The organism is Nonomuraea sp. NPDC049486, from assembly GCF_040676925.1.
Taxonomy (GTDB): Bacteria; Actinomycetota; Actinomycetes; order Streptosporangiales; family Streptosporangiaceae; genus Nonomuraea; species Nonomuraea ferruginea.
The window spans coordinates 419,738-437,386 of sequence record NZ_JBFAPV010000001.1; the positions used below are offsets into that span (position 1 = coordinate 419,738).

18 protein-coding genes are annotated in these 17,649 nt (G+C 71.9%); 11 read left to right on the forward strand and 7 right to left on the reverse strand.

Annotation, left to right across the window (positions count from 1 at the left end; all coding sequences use genetic code 11):
* Positions 1 to 22 precede the first annotated feature (22 nt).
* The 6 genes from AB0K05_RS02010 (at position 23) to AB0K05_RS02035 (ending at position 4,352) form a co-directional block, all read left to right on the forward strand.
* The gene (locus AB0K05_RS02010; protein ID WP_148034208.1) at positions 23 to 283 is read left to right on the forward strand and encodes an HPr family phosphocarrier protein; all 261 of its coding nucleotides are present in this window, start codon (positions 23 to 25) and stop codon (positions 281 to 283) included.
* A gap of 69 nt (positions 284 to 352) precedes the next feature.
* Positions 353 to 1,675: a beta-N-acetylhexosaminidase gene (gene nagZ / locus AB0K05_RS02015; RefSeq protein ID WP_364225750.1), complete on the forward strand. Its 1,323-nt coding sequence runs from the start codon at positions 353 to 355 to the stop codon at positions 1,673 to 1,675.
* 54 nt (positions 1,676 to 1,729) lie between these two features.
* Positions 1,730 to 2,377: an HAD family phosphatase gene (locus tag AB0K05_RS02020; protein ID WP_271276704.1), complete on the forward strand. Its 648-nt coding sequence runs from the start codon at positions 1,730 to 1,732 to the stop codon at positions 2,375 to 2,377.
* A 31-nt stretch (positions 2,378 to 2,408) separates the two neighbouring features.
* Complete coding sequence (locus AB0K05_RS02025) at positions 2,409 to 2,933, forward strand: hypothetical protein (RefSeq protein WP_148034206.1); 525 nt, start codon at positions 2,409 to 2,411, stop codon at positions 2,931 to 2,933.
* Position 2,934: 1 nt separating this feature from the next.
* Positions 2,935 to 3,561: an HAD hydrolase-like protein gene (locus AB0K05_RS02030; protein ID WP_148034205.1), complete on the forward strand. Its 627-nt coding sequence runs from the start codon at positions 2,935 to 2,937 to the stop codon at positions 3,559 to 3,561.
* An 83-nt stretch (positions 3,562 to 3,644) separates the two neighbouring features.
* Positions 3,645 to 4,352, forward strand: coding sequence for a haloacid dehalogenase-like hydrolase (locus AB0K05_RS02035; protein ID WP_364226712.1), 708 nt, complete (start codon positions 3,645 to 3,647; stop codon positions 4,350 to 4,352).
* 37 nt (positions 4,353 to 4,389) lie between these two features.
* Here the strand turns inward: AB0K05_RS02035 and AB0K05_RS02040 are convergent, their stop codons facing one another.
* Positions 4,390 to 5,976 carry a penicillin-binding transpeptidase domain-containing protein gene (locus AB0K05_RS02040; RefSeq protein ID WP_271276705.1) on the reverse strand — a complete coding sequence of 529 codons (1,587 nt, stop codon included), beginning with the start codon at positions 5,974 to 5,976 and terminating at the stop codon, positions 4,390 to 4,392.
* Between the two features lie 107 nt (positions 5,977 to 6,083).
* On the opposite strand from AB0K05_RS02040, the gene AB0K05_RS02045 reads away from it, so the two are divergent.
* From AB0K05_RS02045 to AB0K05_RS02055, 3 genes are read left to right on the forward strand one after another with little or no spacing between them, the layout of a single operon-like run.
* Positions 6,084 to 7,001, forward strand: coding sequence for a LysR substrate-binding domain-containing protein (locus AB0K05_RS02045; RefSeq protein ID WP_219543552.1), 918 nt, complete (start codon positions 6,084 to 6,086; stop codon positions 6,999 to 7,001).
* Entirely contained in the window at positions 6,998 to 7,855 is an 858-nt protein-coding gene (locus AB0K05_RS02050) for a serine hydrolase (protein ID WP_148034202.1), read from the forward strand. The genes AB0K05_RS02045 and AB0K05_RS02050 overlap by 4 nt, the downstream gene beginning before the upstream one ends.
* 58 nt (positions 7,856 to 7,913) lie before the next feature.
* Entirely contained in the window at positions 7,914 to 9,875 is a 1,962-nt protein-coding gene (locus AB0K05_RS02055) for an acetoacetate--CoA ligase (RefSeq protein ID WP_364225757.1), read from the forward strand.
* Here the strand turns inward: AB0K05_RS02055 and AB0K05_RS02060 are convergent.
* Together AB0K05_RS02060 and AB0K05_RS02065 are read right to left on the reverse strand one after the other, a co-directional pair.
* Positions 9,865 to 10,422, reverse strand: coding sequence for an NAD(P)H-dependent oxidoreductase (locus tag AB0K05_RS02060; protein WP_364225760.1), 558 nt, complete (start codon positions 10,420 to 10,422; stop codon positions 9,865 to 9,867). The two genes, AB0K05_RS02055 and AB0K05_RS02060, sit on opposite strands and share 11 nt — an antisense overlap.
* A 10-nt stretch (positions 10,423 to 10,432) precedes the next feature.
* Positions 10,433 to 11,329: an NADP-dependent oxidoreductase gene (locus AB0K05_RS02065; RefSeq protein WP_364225763.1), complete on the reverse strand. Its 897-nt coding sequence runs from the start codon at positions 11,327 to 11,329 to the stop codon at positions 10,433 to 10,435.
* A 105-nt stretch (positions 11,330 to 11,434) separates the two neighbouring features.
* Between AB0K05_RS02065 and AB0K05_RS02070 the strand changes: the two genes are divergently transcribed.
* A complete protein-coding gene (locus AB0K05_RS02070) occupies positions 11,435 to 12,382 on the forward strand; it encodes an AraC family transcriptional regulator (RefSeq protein WP_148034199.1) in 948 nt (315 codons plus the stop codon).
* A 108-nt stretch (positions 12,383 to 12,490) separates the two neighbouring features.
* Positions 12,491 to 13,120 carry a GNAT family protein gene (locus AB0K05_RS02075; RefSeq protein WP_148034198.1) on the forward strand — a complete coding sequence of 210 codons (630 nt, stop codon included), beginning with the start codon at positions 12,491 to 12,493 and terminating at the stop codon, positions 13,118 to 13,120.
* 3 nt (positions 13,121 to 13,123) lie between these two features.
* On the opposite strand, the gene AB0K05_RS02080 is transcribed toward AB0K05_RS02075, so the two are convergent.
* The 4 genes from AB0K05_RS02080 to AB0K05_RS02095 all read right to left on the reverse strand — a co-directional run bounded on the left by AB0K05_RS02080 (position 13,124) and on the right by AB0K05_RS02095 (position 17,559).
* Complete coding sequence (locus AB0K05_RS02080; RefSeq protein ID WP_148034197.1) at positions 13,124 to 14,605, reverse strand: NADH-quinone oxidoreductase subunit NuoF family protein; 1,482 nt, start codon at positions 14,603 to 14,605, stop codon at positions 13,124 to 13,126.
* Between the two features lie 28 nt (positions 14,606 to 14,633).
* On the reverse strand, positions 14,634 to 15,413 hold the full coding sequence (locus AB0K05_RS02085) for a hypothetical protein (RefSeq protein ID WP_148034196.1): 780 nt from the start codon (positions 15,411 to 15,413) through the stop codon (positions 14,634 to 14,636).
* Positions 15,414 to 15,490: 77 nt separating this feature from the next.
* Entirely contained in the window at positions 15,491 to 16,930 is a 1,440-nt protein-coding gene (locus AB0K05_RS02090; protein WP_364225769.1) for a DUF1996 domain-containing protein, read from the reverse strand.
* Entirely contained in the window at positions 16,927 to 17,559 is a 633-nt protein-coding gene (locus AB0K05_RS02095; RefSeq protein ID WP_364225772.1) for a DUF4142 domain-containing protein, read from the reverse strand. Before AB0K05_RS02095 ends, AB0K05_RS02090 begins: the two co-directional genes overlap by 4 nt.
* Positions 17,560 to 17,649: the final 90 nt, after the last annotated feature.

The following is a 17,649-nucleotide window of genomic DNA, read 5'->3' on the forward strand; positions in this document are numbered from 1 at the left end:
ACCGGAGAAGAAGGAGGAGCCCATGGGCGAACGGAAGGCGACCGTGGCCGCGGAGGTGGGGTTGCATGCCCGCCCGGCGGCCACGTTCGTGCAGATGGCGATGAAGGCACCGATGGACGTCACGGTGGCGCGGTCGTCGGGCGGCGATCCGATCAACGGCAAGAGCATCCTGCAGATCATGGCGCTCGACGTCCGCAAGGGCGAAGAGATCGTCATCAGGGCGGAGGGCGACGGGTCGGAGGAGATCCTCGACCGGCTCGCGGACATCGCCTCGACCCCCTGACCCCCGTCCCTGGCGGTCCAGTGGAAAAAGGGGACGGCGCATCCGCCGGTCATGGATAGCGTGGGATCCATGTTGCGACGGATCGGTACGGCGAGTCTCCTGGCGGTGGCACTCACGGCATGCGGCGGCGGGGCGGCGGACGTCGCCCCCGCCGCGAAGCCGCCCGCGTCCGAGGCGAGTCCCGCCACCGAAGCCACCGGCCGGCCCGCCGAGCCCACCGCCACCGAGCCCACCGCCACCGGGTCCAGAGCCGCCCCGGCCGCCGACCCCGTCAAGCGGGCGCTGGCCGGGATGAGCGTGCGGGAGAAGGTCGGCCAGCTGTTCATGCCGGTCGTCTACGGCACCGCCGCCGACACCGTCTCCGGCGAGAACCAGGCCCGCTACGGCGCCCAGACCCCGGAGAAGGTCGTCGCCAAATACCATCTGGGCGGCGTCATCCTGTTCCCGGCCAACGTCAAGAGCGTCGGCCAGGTGGTCGGGCTGACCAACGGGCTGCAGAAGTCCGCCGACCTCCCGCTGCTGATCGGCACCGACCAGGAGAACGGCCTGGTGTCGCGGATGTCCGCGGTGATGACCCGCTTCCCCGGCGCCGCCAGGATCGGCGCCACCGGCAAGCCCTCGGTGGCGCGGGAGGTGGCCCAGGCCACCGGCGAGGAGCTGCGGGCTCTCGGCGTCAACCTCGACTTCGCGCCGGTGGCCGACGTCAACATCGATCCGAAGAACCCGGTGATCGGCGAGCGCGCGTACGGGAACCGGCCCGGCGAGGTGGCCAAGATGGTCGGGGCCGCCGTCAAGGGCTTCGAGGCCGCCGGGGTGGCCGCCACCGCCAAGCACTTCCCCGGCCACGGCGACACCCGCATCGACAGCCACACCGGCCTGCCGGTGATCAAGCACACCAGGGCCCAGTGGGAGCGCCTGGACGCGCCGCCGTTCAAGGCCGCCATCGCCGCCGGGGTCGACGCGATCATGACCGCGCACATCGTGTTCCCCAAGCTGGACCCGTCGGGCGACCCGGCCACGCTGTCCAAGCCGATCCTGACCGGGCTGCTGAGGAAGGAGCTCGGCTTCAAGGGCGTCATCTCCACCGACGCGCTCAACATGGCCGGAGCCCGGGTGAAGTACGACGACGGCGAGGTCGCGGTCCGCGCCGTGCTGGCCGGCGCCGACCTGCTGCTGATGCCGAACGACCTGCCGAAGCAGTATCAGGCGGTGCTGAAGGCGGTCGAGTCGGGCCGCGTCTCCAAGGCCCGGCTGGACGAGTCGGTCACCAGGCTCCTCACGCTCAAGAAGGAGCGCGGCCTGCTCGGCGAGCCGCCCGTCGTCTCGGCGGAGAAGGCGGCCGAGGTGGTGCGCTCGGCCGAGCACCGCAGGCTGGCCGCCCGCGTGCGCTGACGGCGGCGCCGGACCCTTTACTCTTTAACCTGATTTCCGTGAGGAGGAGGCAGTGTGGTCACCGGGGTGCTGATCGACTGGGGTGGTGTGCTGACCACCAGCATGGCCGACTCCATCGCCAAGTGGATCGACGCCGACCGCATCGACGGTGAGCACTACCGTGCGGTCATGCGCGAGCTGGTCGAGGTCGCCTACAGCGGGGAGGACGAGGAGAACGCGATCCACGCCCTGGAGCGCGGTGAGCTCGACGGGGCCGCCTTCGAGCGCGACCTGGCGGCCCGCCTGCTGACGCTCGACGGCATGCCGCCCGTGGCCGAGGGCCTGCTGACGCGCATGTTCGCCGGGTTCGAACGGGCCGAGGCCATGTACGACATGCTGCGCGAGGTGCGCGGGCACGGCGTCAAGACGTGCCTGCTGTCCAACTCCTGGTCCAACACCTACGAGCGCGACGGCTGGGACGAGGTCTTCGACGCGGTCGTCATCTCCGGCGAGGTGGGCATGCGCAAGCCCGAGCCGCGCATCTTCCACCACGCGCTGGACCTGATCGGGCAGCCGGGCGAGTCGTGCGTGTTCATCGACGACATCGAGGCCAACATCGTGGCCGCCCGCGCGCTCGGCATCGCCGGCATCCACCACCGCGAACCGGACACCACCATCCTGGAACTCGAGTCTCTCCTCCGGCTCCCGCTGCGGCGGGCATGATGGTGCCCGTGCAAGCTGCGAAAGGTTCCTGATGCGCGTCTACCTGCCGTGCACCCTGCCGGCGCTGGCCAGGGCGGTCGAGACCGGTGAGCTCGGCCCCGCCCCGCTGACCGGCTACGCGGTGACGCCCGCGCTGGTCGAGTGGTACGCCTCGGGCGACACCGAGGAGCTCGAGTACGTCGCCCTCACCGAGGCCGCCCGCGCCTCGCTGCGCATGCTCGCCGCCGATCTGGCCGACGGCGTGCACGCCGCGCCCCGCCGCGTCGTGGTGGCCGCCGAGGTGGCCGACGGCGCCATCCAGGCGAACGCCGACGTGGAGGAGAAGGGCAGGGTACGGGTCGCCGAGCCGGTCCCGCTGGCCAAGGTGGCGGCCGTGCACGTCGACGACGAGTACGCGGTAGCCGACGTCAAGGCGGCCGTCGCCGCGCTCCCCGACGCCGACGGGGGCGACGACGACGCCCGGTTCGTCGTCGACGGCGCCGAGGCCCACGAGCTGATGTGGTACGCGACGCAGGAGATCCCCGACCTCCTGACCCTCGACCAGGCAGGCGGGTGACATGACGAAGCACATCGTGTGGGACTGGAACGGCACCCTCTTCCACGACATCGACGCCGTGGTCGGAGCCACCAACGAGGTCTTCAAGGCGTACGAGCTGCCCCCGCTCACCGCCGACGGGTTCCGCGCCGTCTACACCAGGCCCATCTGGGTCGCGTACGAGCGGATGCTGGGCAGGCCGCTGACCGAGGGGGAGTGGGAGCTGCTCGACGACGGCTTCCACGACGCCTACTACCGCCTGAGCGGCGTCTGCGGGCTGGCCGCCGACGCCGAGGTGACGCTGACCACGTGGACGGGCACGCAGTCGCTCTGCTCCATGGCGCCGCACTCCCATCTCGTGCCGAAGGTCGACTCGTTCGGCATCACCCGCCACTTCAACCGGGTCGACGGGCTGCTCGGCGTGACGGGCGGGGAGAAGGCGGCCCACATGGAGGCCCACATCGCCTCGGTCGGCGTGCGCCCGCGCGACGTGCTGGTGATCGGCGACAGCGTCGACGACGGGGTGGCGGCCCGCCATGTCGGCGCCCGCGCGGTGCTCTACACCGGGGGCATGTCGACCAGGGAGGAGCTGGAGTCGACCGGCTTCCCGGTCGTCGACACGCTCGCCGAGGCGCTCGACCATACCTGAAACCGGCGGAGGGCGGCCCCGGCGGCGGAGTTGGCCGTAACCTGGCAAGGGTTCGCTTTCAGGAGGCTGCCATCAACCGCTTGGTGCTGTGGAACGTCGACCTCACGCTGGTCGACGTGGCGATCGTGACCAGAGACGCCTACGTCGAGGCGTTCCGCGCCGTGACCGGGCGGCCGCTGGTCAAGCTGGTGCCGCCGATGGGCCGGCCCGACTCCGAGATCATCTTCGAGACGCTGGCCGTCAACGGCGTCGTCGCCGACGACGACCACCTGCCGCGCTTCCTCGACGCGCTGTCCGCGGCCTTCGCCGACCGGCGCAAGCGGCTGGCCAAGGAGGGCCGGATGATGGCCGGGGCCAAGGACGCGCTCAGGTCCGTGGCCCGGCTCGACGGCGCGATCCAGGCCGTGCTGACCGGCACGATCAAGAGCAACGCGGTGCTCAAGCTCAAGGCGTTCGGGCTCGACAAGTACGTCGACTTCGAGCTCGGCGGCTACGGCGAGGAGCCCTACCCGAAGGCGAGCCTGCTGCAGGTCGCCCAGGGCCGGGCCAAGGAACGCCTGGGCGTCCCGTTCACCTCGGCCAACACGGTGATGATCGGCGACTCGGCGCGTGACGTGCAGGCGGCCCGCATCGGCGGGGCCGGGATGGTCGCGGTGGCCTCGGGGCGCGCGACGGCGGCCGAGCTGCGCGAGGCGGGGGCCGACATCGTGCTGCCCGACCTGTCGAACGCCGCCGAGGTGGTGGCGGCGGTCGCCGCGCTGACCAGCCCGATGGACCGCAAGGCGGGCTGATCAGGGCGACCAGGCCGGTTCCGAAGGCGCGGGATGATCAGCTCAGCTCACGCAGGAAACGGGCCGCGACCGGGGCCGCCACCGCGGAGCCCGCGCCCCCGCCTTCCACCACGACGGCGAAGGCCAGGTCGCCCCGGTAGCCGATGAACCACGCGTGCGAGGGCGGCTCCTTGCCCGAGCCGTACTCGGCGGTGCCGGTCTTGCCCGCGGTGCCGGGCGGGAAGCGTACGGCGTGCGCGGTGCCGTCGGTGACGACGGCGGGCATGAGGTCGCGCAGCGCGGCCACCACGTCGTCCTCCAGCGGCCGCGGCCGCAGCGTGCGGTCGGGCACCGCCTCCTCGGCCACGAGCCGGGGCGGGCGCCAGGCGCCGTCGGCGATCGCGGCGGCCACCGACGCCATGTTGAGCGGGCTGGCCAGCACCCTGCCCTGCCCGATGGAGGCCGAGGCGAGGTCGGTGGCGTCCTTCGGGGCGGGGAAGTCGGCCTTGACCGCCGGCACCCCCGGGGTGATCTTCTCGCCGAAGCCGAAGCTCCGCGCCACCTCCGCCAGGCGCTCGGCGCCCAGGCCCGACACCGTCATGTCGCCGAACGTCGTGTTGCACGAGTGCGCGAACGCGTCACGGAACGACAGCGTGCCGAAGTCCTTGAACCCGGCGTTGTGGAAGGGGAAGCCGCCGATGTTCTGCTCGGCCGGGCAGGACACGTCCGCGTCCGGCTCGGCCCCGCCGGCGACCAGCGCGGCGGCGGTCACCACCTTGAACGTCGAGCCCGGCGGGTACTTGCCGAGCAGCGCCCGGTTGAACCCGCCGGGTTTGTTCACCGCGGCCAGGATCTCCCCGGTGGAGGGCCGCAGCGCCACGAGCGCGGCCGGCTTGTCCACGTCCTCCAGCGCCGCGGCGCCGGCCGCGTGCACCTTCAGGTCGACCGTGATGCGCACGGGCTCCTTCTCCCGCGTCCCCGACAGGGTCTTGACCGGTTTGCCGCCCTCGTACAGCCGCACGAGGTTGCTCTTGGTCTCGGCGAACCGGTCGGGGTAGGTCTCGCGCAGCCCCGCGACGAGTTGCTGCACCGAGCCGGGGGAGCCGGGGGCGTCGACCCGGGTGCCGTCGGCGGCGAGCACCGGGGTGGCCTCGTCCTCGACCCGGATGAGCCTGATCGACCGGTTCCCGGTCAGCTCCGGGTGGAGCGCGGCCGGGCTCCAGTCGATCTTCCAGGTGCGGTCCCGCTCGACGACCTTCAGCTCCCCGCCGTACCTCCAGTCGCCCGCGCCCTGCACGGCGGCGGTGAAGCTGACCGAGCCGGTGTCCTCGGCGCTCGCGGCGAAGACGCCGTTGGGCACGTGCCGCCGCAGCGTGATGTGCTCGGCCTTCAGGTCGGCGAGGAAGCGGCGGTGGCGGCGCTCGAAGTCGGCGGGCGGGTCGGCGACCAGCTCCCGCATCGCCGCGTAGTCGCCCCCGCTCCACGCCGTCAGGTAGGCGTCGGCCACCTCTTCCGGTGAGCCCGTGGTGCGCAGCGCCCATACGGTCCCCGCGGCGACCACCGGCACCATGATCGCGGCCCCGATCCACGGCCACCTGCGTCTCCTGCGCCGGGGAGCGGCCTCCGGCTGCAGATATGCGTACATTTCCCCCATTTGCGAAGCCATGCGACGAGGACAGCAGAGCCCGACACAGCCTGTCCAATACTGATATATGGCCCTCATCGATATATATCTAGATATAGTGGCTGGCCATGGACCTGGTCCGCCACCTCCGCTACTTCACCGTCGTCGCGGAGGAGCTCCACTTCGGCAACGCCGCGATCCGGCTCGGCATGGCCCAGCCGCCCCTCAGCCAGCGCATCAAGCGCCTGGAGGAGGAGCTGGGCGTGCGGCTGTTCGACCGGGGCGGCCGCCAGGTCCGGCTCACCGAGGCGGGCAGGCTGCTGCTCGGCGAGGCGAGGGAGATCGTGGCCAGGGTCGACAGGCTGCACGAGCTGGCCCGCCACGGCGAGGGCGCCGTGCTGAAGGTCGGCGTGCCGCCCGACCTGGCCGCCGCCGCGATCGCCGCCCTGGTCGAGGGCTTCCGCGAGACCAGTCCGGGCGTACGGCTCGCGCCGGCGGAGATCTGGACGGCCGACCAGGTGACGGCGCTGGCCGGCGGCACGATCGACGTGGGCCTGGTGCGCCACCCGGTGAACGCCCCCGGGCTCGGCTTCGGCCCGCTGCTGGTGCAGCCGCAGGGCGTGCTGCTGGCCGAGAGCGACCCGCTGGCCCGCGCGGGCGAGCTGCACCTGGCCGACCTCGGCGGGCGCGAGCTGCTGATGCCGCCCAGAGAGGGGGAGCCCGGCATGCACGCCGAGACGCTGGCCGAGTGCCGCCGTCACGGCTACGTGCCCGGCCAGGTCCACCAGGGCGCCGGGCTGGGCTTGGTGCTGGCCGGGATGGCGGTGGCGTTCGCGCCCAGGGCGGAGGTGCCGGGCCTGGCCTGGCGGCCGCTGCTAGGCTCCCCCATCGCCTATAAGGTCTCCACGGCCTGGCGGGCGGAGACGGAGGCGGTCAAGGGCTTCTCCGCGCTGGCCGTACGGATTCTTAAGGAGCGGGCCGGGATGACGGACGAGGCGGCGGCCCCCGTGCGGCGGGTCAGCCGGAGGCCGGGGATGCTGGCATGACCGGGCCGGCGTTCGCGGAGCTGTTCCGGGTGGCGGGCGTGACCGGCTGGCTGTTCGCCGCCGACCTCGACTCCGGGCGGGAGGTCGGCCACGACCCCGACGAGTGGCTGCCGATGGCCTCGATGTTCAAGGTGGCGCTGATGGTCGAGCTCTGCCGGCAGGCCGACGCCGGGCTGCTCGACCTGACCGGCCGGGTGACCGTCACCGCCGCCGACCGGGCCGCCGGCCCAACGGGGCTGTCGGCCATGCACGACGACGTCACCATGTCGCTGCGGGACCTGGCCTACCTGATGATCGCGGTGAGCGACAACACCGCCGCCGACGCGCTGCTGTCCAGGGTCGGCATGGACGCGGTCAACGCCATGCTGGAAGGGTTCGGGTTCGAGGCCACCCGCGTGCTGATGACCGCGGGGGAGACCAACGGGAGCATGGCGGTCGACACCGGGCACGGCTGGCCGTACCTCGACCCGGAGGACCTGGCCAGGATGCGGGCGCTCGACCCCGCCCGCACCAACCGCAGCACCCCGCGCGAGCTGGCCCGCCTGTTCGGGCTGATCTGGCACGACGAGGCCGCCTCGCCCGAGTCCTGCGCGTGGATGCGCACCGTGCTCAACCTCCAGGTCTGGCCGCACCGGCTGGCCGCCGGCTTCCCGTACGACGACGTGGCGGTCAGCGGGAAGACCGGCACGCTGCCGACGATGCGCGGCGAGGCGGGCGTGGTCGAGTATCCCGACGGCGGCCGCTACGCCGTGGCGGTCATCACCCGCGCCTTCAGCGCCGCACTCAACCATCCGCGCGCCGACGCGGTGATCGGCACGGCCGCGCGTATGGCGGTGGACCACCTGAGGCGCTAGCAAGTTATGTGGGAACGCGGGTATGAATCCCGCCCGGCCTGCCGACAGGATGGGGCACATGGTTGCTGAAGGTGCACTTCTCTGGGAACCGACCGACGAGATCGTGGCCCGCGCCGAGCTGACACGCTATCTGGCGTGGCTGGGCCGCCCCGGCGAGGCGTACGAGGACGTGTGGCAGTGGTCGGTCGACCACCCGGCGGAGTTCTGGTCGTCGATCTGGGACTACTTCCAGGTGGTCGGAGAGCGTGGCGACGGGCCCGTCATCTCTGGGACGATGCCCGGCACCGAATGGTTCACCGGGTCCGCCGTCAACTACGCGGAGAACGCCCTGCGGCGCACCGAGGGCACCGCGGTCGTGTTCGTCTCGGAAGACGGCGCCCGCCAGGAGATCTCGTACGCCGAGCTGCGTGACGAGGTCGCCCGGGTGCGGGCCGGCCTGGTGCGGCTCGGGGTCGGGCGCGGCGACCGGGTGGCCGGCTACCTGCCGAACATCCCGCAGGCGCTGATCGCGTTCCTGGCGACCGCGTCGCTCGGCGCGATCTGGTCGGCCGGCTCGCCCGACTTCGGGGTGCCGAGCGTGGTCGACCGGTTCACGCAGATCGAGCCCAAGGTGCTCATCGCGGTCGACGGCTACCGCTACAACGGCAAGAGCTTCGACCGCTCGGACGCGGTCAACGAGATCGCCGCCGCGCTGCCCAGCCTGCGCGCCACCGTGTGGATCCCGTACCTCGCCGCCGCCGAGGACGGGCGGCCGCCGCAGCACGCCGAGCCCGCGCGGCCGGACACCGCCGAGGTGCCGCACGGCGAGGTGATCGGCTGGGAGGGGCTGCGCGCGGTGGCGGGGCCGCTGGAGTTCGAGCGGGTGCCGTTCGGCCACCCGCTGTGGATCCTCTACTCCAGCGGCACGACCGGGCTGCCCAAGCCGATCGTGCACGGTCACGGCGGCGTGGTGCTGGAACACCTCAAGTCGCTCTCCTTCCACCAGGACCTGGGTGAGGGCGATGTGTTCTTCTGGTACACCACGACCGGCTGGATGATGTGGAACTACCTCATCGGCGCCCTGCTGGTGGGGGCCACCCCGGTGCTCTACGACGGCTCGGCCGCCCATCCGTCGCCCGCGGCGCTGTGGCGGATCGCCGCCTCCGAGAGGGTGACCTACTTCGGGGTGGGGGCGCCGTACCTCATGGCCTCGATGAAGGCCGGGGTCGTCCCCGAAGGGCTGGAGCGGCTGCGCGGGGTCGGCTCGACCGGGTCGCCGCTGCCGCCGGAGGGGTTCGCCTGGGTGAGCGAGCGGTTGCCTGGGGTGCCGATCGGGTCGTTCTCCGGCGGCACCGACGTCTGCACCGGGTTCGTCGGGGCCACCATGCTCCATCCGATCAGGGCCGGGGTCATCCCGTGCCGGTCGCTGGGGGCGAAGGTGGAGTCCTTCGACCCCAGCGGCAAGGCGGTCGTCGGCGAGGTCGGCGAGCTGGTCATCACGGCGCCGATGCCCTCGATGCCGGTCGGGTTCTGGAACGACCCCGACGGCGAGCGCTACCGGGAGAGCTACTTCGACGTCTACCCGGGCGTGTGGCGCCACGGCGACTGGATCAAGCTGAACGACGACGGCAGCTGCGTCATCTACGGCCGCTCCGACTCGACGCTGAACCGGGGCGGCGTCCGGATGGGCACCAGCGAGTTCTACCGGGTCGTGGAGCGGTTCGGCGAGGTGGCCGACAGCCTCGTCATCGACACCGGTCAGCTCGGGCAGGAAGGGCGGCTGCTGCTGTACGTGACGCTCGCCGACGGGGCCGACATGACCCCCGAGGTGGAGCGGGCGATCCGCACGGCGCTGCGCAAGGAGCTGTCGCCCCGCCACGTGCCCGACGAGATCCACGCGGTGCCCGGCATCCCGCGCACGCTGTCGGGCAAGAAGCTCGAGGTGCCGGTGCGCAAGATCCTGCTCGGCACGCCCGTCGAGCAGGCGGCCAACCCCGACGCCATGGCCAACCCCGAGGTGCTGCGCTACTTCACACCCTGAGCGGGCGCAGCGCCTTCGCCCACGAGCCGACCTGGTCGAGCATGACCGTGACCCGTTCCTCCTGGTGCGGACCGGGGGTCAGCACGCTCATGTTCTCGAAGTCGGTGTAGAGCGAGAGCGTGACCTGGGCCGGCACGTCGGCGATCTTGACCTGGCCGAGCACCTGCCGCAGGTGCTCGGCCGCCCGCGCCCCGCCGTCGACGCCGTAGCTGACCAGGCCCGCGGACTTGTCGCCCCACTCGTGGAAGAGGAAGTCGATGGCGTTCTTCAGCGCCCCCGTGTACGAGTGGTTGTACTCGGGGGTGACGAACACGAAGCCGTCGAGCCCGGAGATCCGCTCCGACCACGCCTTCGTGTGTTCACGCGCGTACTGGCCCATGGCGGCGGGCACCGCCTCGTCCAGGTGCGGCAGCGCGAAGTCCTGCAGGTCGACCAGCTCGTAGTCCGCGTCGCCGCGCTTGACCGCCAGGTCGTGCACCCAGCGGGCGACGGTCTCGGCCGCCCGTCCGGGCCTGGTGCTGCCGATGACGATGCCAATCCTGATCACGAAGTGCTCCTCAGAAAGTGATGATGATCTTGCCGCGGATCTCGCCGGCCTCGGCCCTGCGGTGCAGCTCGGCCGACGCGGTGAGCGGGTGGGTCTCGGCGATCTCGACGACGAGCTCGCCCTTGTCGATCAGCGCCGCCATCTCGGCGAGCTGGCCCGGGTCGGCGCGGCTGACGAAGTGGCGGGCGTTCGGGGCCTCGACCGGTGTGGCCACGGTGATGACCAGGTCGCCGAGCGAGGCCAGCGCCGCCGCGTCCGCGGGGGCCACGGCCGCCAGGTTGAGCACCACGTCCATGCCGCCGGGCAGCGGCTCCGCCGTGTAGTCGACGATCTCGTCAGGGCACAGCCGGGCCACCGCCTCCCGGCTGCGCGGGCTCGCCGTGGCGGTGACGGTCGCCCCCGCCCGCTTGGCGAGCTGCACGGCGAACAGGCCGATCCCGCCGCCCGCGCCGTTGACGAGCACCCGCTGCCCGGCCCGGATCCCCGCCTCCTCGTACACCGCCTGCCAGGCCGTCAGCCCGGCGACGGGGATCGCGGCGGCGTGGGCCAGCGGGATGCCCTCCGGCGCGGCCGCCAGCTCGGTCTCGGACGCGACCGCGTACTCGGCGGCGCTCCCGCTCACCAGGCCGAACACCCGGTCGCCCGGCGACCAGCGGGTGACGCCCCGGCCGGTCTCGGCGACGGTGCCCGCCAGGTCCCAGCCCAGCGTGAGCGGCAGCGTCAGGTCGAGTACGTCCTTCAGGTAGCCCGCCCGCAGCCCCACCTCCGAAGGGTTGAACGAGGTGGCCGCCATCCGGACGAGCACCTCGCCCGGCCCGGGAGACGGTCTCGGCACGGCCTCGTGACGGATCACGCCGGCGTCGCCGTACTCATGGATGCGCGCGGCGCGCATCAGGGTCCTGGTCACGGAATCCTCCTCTGCCGCAAGCAACGGTAGGGGGGATGGGTGCGCCTTCCAATGCGTGAATGTCTGTCGTTTATACGCGATCGTCTTCCGGGCTAGACTCACCCTGTGGACGTACTCAGCGATGTGATCGCCGGCATGCGGGTCGGGCTGCCCCACTCCGTGCGCGTCGCCTGGCACGCGCCGTGGGGTCAGCGGTTCCCCGCGATGCCCGGCTCCGCCGGTTTCCAGGTGATCCTGCAAGGGTCCTGCTGGCTGCTCCCCGACTCGGGCGAGCCGATCCAGCTCCACGTCGGCGACGTGCTCTTCTTCCCGCACGGCCATGGCTACGTGCTGGCCGACTCGCCGGCCACCGAGATCGCCGACAGCCACTGCGGTCCCGACGGGGAGATCGAGCTGTTCGCCTCCGCCTCGGCGGGCGGGTCCGGCGCGGTCACGGTGACGCTCTGCGGCGGCTACCGGCTCGACCAGACGCTCGGCCACCCGATCCTGCGCGATCTGCCCGACCTGATCCACCTGCCCGCGCGCCTGGGCGAGCAGCGGGAGCTCCGCGCGGCCGTCGACCTGCTCGCCGCCGAGATCGCCGACCCGCGGCTGGGCGCGGACACCATCGTGGCGTCCCTGCTCGACACCCTGCTCCTCTACATCATGCGCGCCTACCTGGACTTCGACGTCGAGCGCTGCACGGTCGGCCGCTGGGCCGCCGCCCTGGCCGACCCCGGCATCAGCGCCGCCCTGGAGGCCGTCCACGGCGACCCCGCCCGCCCGTGGACGGTCGCCTCGCTCGCCGAGCTGGCCGGGCTCTCCCGGGCCGCCTTCGCCCGCCGCTTCGCCACGCTGGTGGGGCAGCCGCCGCTGGGCTACCTGACCTGGTGGCGGCTCGCCACCGCCGCGCGGCTGCTGCGCTCGACCGACGCGCCGCTGAGCGAGGTCGCGCGCCGCGTGGGCTACGGCTCGGAGTTCGCGTTCGCCAACGCGTTCAAGCGCGCGCACGGGGTCGCTCCGGGCAGGTACCGGCGGGAGTCCTGCCCGCTGACACCGGCCCTTGCCGAGTGAAGTCCATCATGTACGGACGATGGGCCGCTTTTCAGCGTTTCGCGGGTTTTTGACAGTCGAGAGAAAAGCGTTCGCTGACGCGGCCTTTCGGTGGAAATATACGGAACTATGCGTAGTTGGCCGTTTTTTCGACTTTCCATCACGACGCCGCGTCTCGAACTCCGCTATCCCTCACTTGAGGACCTGGACGAGCTCGCGGAACGGGCGGCCGAAGGCGTGCACGAAGCCGGCGTGATGCCGTTCCTGTTCCCCTGGTCCGAGGCGGCCCCGGCCGAACGGGCCCACAGCACGATCCAGTACCACTTCCGGCAGTGGGGCGAGCTGTCGCCGGCCAAGTGGTCGCTGGACTTCGTGGTGGTCTTCGAGGGCCGGATCGTCGGCACGCAGGCGCTGGCCGGCCGCGACTTCACGCTCCTGCGCGAGGTGTCGTCGGGGTCCTGGCTGGGCCGCCGGTTCCAGGGCATGGGCATCGGCACCGAGATGCGCGGCGCGGTGCTCCACCTGGCCTTCGCCGGCCTGGGCGCCGAGTACGCGACCACCGAGGCGTTCGAGGACAACCACTCCTCGATCGCGGTGACCAGGAAGTTCGGCTACCACGATGACGGCATCACCCTGCACAGGCGGCAGGGCAGGCCGGTCGTCACCCGCAACTTCCGCCTGCCCCGCGCCGATTGGACCCCGGTGGAGGGGATCGAGATCCACCACCTGGGCCCGTGTCTCCCGCTGCTCGGCCTGTAGCGGTCAACCCGCCTCCGCCAGCCGCAGGGCGAGCGCCGGGCACATGTCCACGGCCCGGTTCGCCTCCTTCAGCATCCAGCCGGGCACCGTCTTGAACGACGGGAACCCGTAGTCGTCCAGCGTCACGAACTCCGGCAGCAGGTGCGCGCAGAGCCCGTGCCCCTGGCAGCGGGTCCAGTCGACGTCCAGGCGGTACTCCGGCTCGTCCTCGCGCTCCGGCAGCGGCAGCACGCCGCGCACCGGCCGCCCGCAGGAGCCGTGCTCCAGGTGGAGCGCGATGTCCTCCTCGAACGCGTCCAGCGACGACAGCACGAACCTGGCCGTGCCGTCCGGGTGGAAGCAGGCCCCCCGCCGCTCCACCGCGCGCACCGAGCGGCGCACCGCGTCGATCGAGCCCGTACCGTCCGCCAGCGCCGTCAGGCCCCTGGCCACGTCGGGCAGGCCCAGCCGGCACGGGCCGCACTGCCCCGACGACTGGGCGGCGAGGTACGCGGCCACCCGGGCCGCCTCGCCGACCGGGCAGGTCGACTCGCCGAGAGGCACCACGATGCCGGCGCCCAGGCTGCCGCCCGCCTGCTTCATGCCCTCACGCGAGACGATCGCCGACATCGCGGTGCGGGAGTCCAGCCAGGCGCCGTGGTAGCCGCCGATGAGCACGCCGTCGCCGATCTCCGACTCGCACACGTCGAGCACGTCGATCAGCCTGGTGCCCGTCGGGGCCTCCACCACCGCCGGGTTCGCGGCCCCGCCGCTCACCGTCAGCAGCACGGTCCCGGGCTCCCTGCTGGTGCCCACCTTCGCGTACTGCTCGGCGCCGAGCTCGGCCAGCACCGCGAGCTGCGCGTACGTCTCGGTGTTCGACAGCAGGGTGGGCAGTCCGTCCACGCCGCTCGTGCTGGCCCGCCGCTTCCGGCCGGGCGGCACCGGCTCCAGGCCGTTGACGGCGCGCACCAGCGCGCCGCCCTCGCCGGAGATGAACCGCTCCTGCAGGCCGACGACGCGGATCCCGATGCGGCTCTCGGCGGCGCCCGCCACGTTGGCGGCGCGCCGCTCGGCCACGGCGGCGGTGATGGACGACTCGGCCACCTCGCCCGCCACGGTGGCGACCACCACCTCACGGGCGTTGAGCGCCTCCGCGGCCAGCACGGCGCCGTCCAGCACCAGGTGCGGGTTGCGGACGAGCAGCATCGCGTCCTTGGAGCTGGCGGGCTCCCCCTCGGCCCCGTTCACCAGGACCACGCACTCGCCCGAGCCGGCGGCGTCGGAGACCGCCCGCAGCTTGCGCGCGAACGGGAACGCCGCGCCGCCGCGCCCGCGCATGTCCACCTCCTCCACCTGGGCGATGATGTCGTCCAGCGTGCGGGGCACCTGGTCGCCGTGGAGCGTTCGATGCGCCGGCAGGTCCAGCCGCCTGGTGTGGTCGAGTCCGGCGGTGAGCCGGGCCGGTCCCAGCCGCAGCACGCGCGGCACCGAATGGGGGATCACGGCTTCTCCTGGTCGATCATGGGCGGGGTCATCCCGCCTCCCGGTACTTCCGCCGGGCCTCGGCGAGGCTCACCGGCGCGTTGACCCCCGCGGGCACCTCGACGGGTGCGTCACTGGCCTCGGGCGCGTCGACCCACTCCGCGGTCTGCGGCGGCCGCAGCATCGTCGCGAGCAGGCGGACGAGCAGCGCCGAGGCGACGGCGGCCAGGCAGGCGATGTACGACCAGGAGACCCAGCTCGCCGCCCACCGGCCCGCGGTGAGTCCGTGCAGGATGGAGACCGGCCAGGCCACGTAGGCGGAGGCGTGCATCAGCCGCCACACCCACGGCCTGCCGGTCACCGCGAACCTTCCCCGTACGATCCCCGTGATCACGACCACGACCATCGCGTCGAAGGCGATCGTCCCGAACCCGACGTAGATCCCCTCGACGGGGATCACGGCGGCGGCCGGCGAGACGTGCTCCAGCGAGATCATGAGCGCGACGTGCGTGAGCAGGAACGCCGTCCCGGCGAACGCGGCGGCCCGGTGCGCGAGCTGCGCGCGGACCCGGTTCGCCGGGGACAGGAAAACGCGTTCGGTGGTGAGCAACCCCAGGGCCACCGTCGCTGTCAGGGACACCAGCGCCAGCACGCCCGCGTAGTACTCGAGGAAGCTCACCCCTCGGCCGAGCATCTCCATGCCGCGATCCGTCAGTGTCAGTGCGAAGACCGACAGAAGGACCGCGGCGATCGACGCGCTCGCCCCGAGCCGGATGTTCCTGGTATCCAGCTGAGTGGGGGCGTGCCGGGGGTGTCGTCTGTGGAGCATCCATTCCCTCCAAGGTCGGATGAGGGTGCGACTCGGGAGGGCCTACTCGGCCTCGTTGCTGTTCCCGGGGACGGAGGTCAGCAACGACGGCCTCGGTTGATGCAGTTCACGACGTTGGACATGAGCCGCTCCGGCATCACGTTCACGAAGTCACCGTGGTCGGTGACCGGGTTGTGCAACTGCTCGGGGAAGGCGTCGAGGGCGAACGAGGGGCCCCTCGGCACCGAGTAGGCCAGAGTCATCCGCAGCTGCGGGACCGGCTGCGTGCCCTGCGGGCAGGCGCCGCTCTGGTCCGGGAAGACGATGTGCGTGCGGTGGTTGGCGCTGTCGTTGTTCTGGCCGTCCCAGCAGCTCGGGAAGTCCATGATCCGGAGGACCTGGCTGCCGCGCGGGCACAGGGGGTACTTGTCGGAGCTGATCCGGTTGGTGAAGCCGCTGCAGGACCAGCCGGCGCGGGCGTTGGCCGGGCCGTTGGTGGCCGCCTTGGCGTCGCCGGTGATGATCCGCAGGAAGCGCGGCATCGCCACGACCCGGGCACGCGCGTTGCCGCGGAACTGCAGGGTCACCGACCGCGGACGGAGCACCTGGCCGACGTTGCGGTCGGGGTCGTCGACGTTCTCGTCGACCGTGCGGTCGCGCAGCACCGGCCAGAAGTACGTGGACTTGTCGCCCAGGCGGCACGTGGTGCCCGCGGCTTCCAGGCTCTCGTCGGTCGAGAAGGCGTCTGCCGACAGGTTGCCCACGTAGTCGTGCAGGTGGTGTGCCCCATTGCGCACTCCGGGAGCGACGATGAAGTTGTCGGGGTTGAAGTGGCCCTCACCGTTGGTGCCGCAGCGGGACACGAACGTGCCGCGCGAGCCGCCTCGGCCGATGCGGGCGTCCTGCCGGCTGCGCGGGATCTGCCTGATGTCCACGAAGTCGGTCACGAACGGGCCGATGTTCAGGCAGTCCGACTCCTGGCCTCCGGTGGGCGACGGTGAGGCGGTGCTGGACGGCTGCTGACTGGGCCTGGGCCTGTTCCGGCGGCGGTCGCGGTCCTGGTCCCGGTTCCGCTGCCCGAAGGTCTCGGCGGACGCCTCAGGGTCCGCCGGCGGGTCGACGAGGGCCCCGCCTCCGTTCTGGTCCTGCTGGGCCCCCTGGTCCTGGCCCTGCTGGTCGTTCTGGTTCTGGTTCTCCTGGTTCTGTTGCCCGTCGCCGTTCTGGTCCTGCTGGGCTCCCTGATCCTGGCCCTGCTGGTCGTCGTCCCGGCCCTGGTTCTCCTGATCCTGCTCCTGCGGAGCCTGGCTCTGCTGCGGCTGGTCCTGAGGCTGGTCCTGTGGCTGGTCCTGCTGCTGGTCTTCAGGCTGGTCCTGAGGTTGGTCCTGCGGTTGGTTCTGCTGCTGACCAGGAGGCCGCTGTTCGGTGATCTCACAGTCGGCGAAGGCCGGTTGAGCGCCGCCGACGACCACTGCGGACACCAGCCCGCCGGCCACCACCGCTAAGGCGGATATGGCCGCGGCCATGCGTCTGGATCTCATGGTTGTCTCCTCGGGTCGACCGCCGCTGGGGCGGGTGCTGCCTGTGAGGGCAACGGGGGCTCCGGAAGCTCGTCGTAATTGACCAGGCCGGTGGACTCCAGCAGCATCATGTGCCGCATGACCACGGTCACGGCCGTCCCGGCGAACTTCCTGATCTCGGCGTTGCGGGTGCCCGCCCTCACGTTCGCCACGACGGCGAACACCTTGCCATGTGCCGCACGCAGCAGGCGGGCGAAGTCCCTGTCGAATGCCGGACCGGTCTCGGACGCCAGCTGCGCCATCCACCGTTGCTGGTCAGGGCTCGGCCGATCGGGAAGCGGGACGTTGAGCTTCGCCGCCACCCGGCGTACCTGCGCGTCCAGCTTCGTGTGGTCCTCCACGAGATGTTGCCCGACGTCCTTGACCCGCGCGGAGTCAGCGCGCTTCTGGGCCCATTGGCCGACGGGGATCTCCCAGAGGCCGGCTTGCCGCACCTTGACGAGGAAGTCGCGGTCCGCGGGCCCGAGCGGGCCCGTGGACGTCTGCGTCACCTCTGTCAGCACGGCCGTGTTCGCCTGCGGCATGACCAGGAGGATCGTGACCGCTGCCGCGAGGGCGAAGCCGCCGAACATCACTACTTCGCCACGCAAAAGCCTGTGCATGGTGGGAGGTACGCGGCCTTATCACGGCCGGTTCACCCATCCTGAGGAATAGTTAGAAATAACTGGAGTTATCGGAGT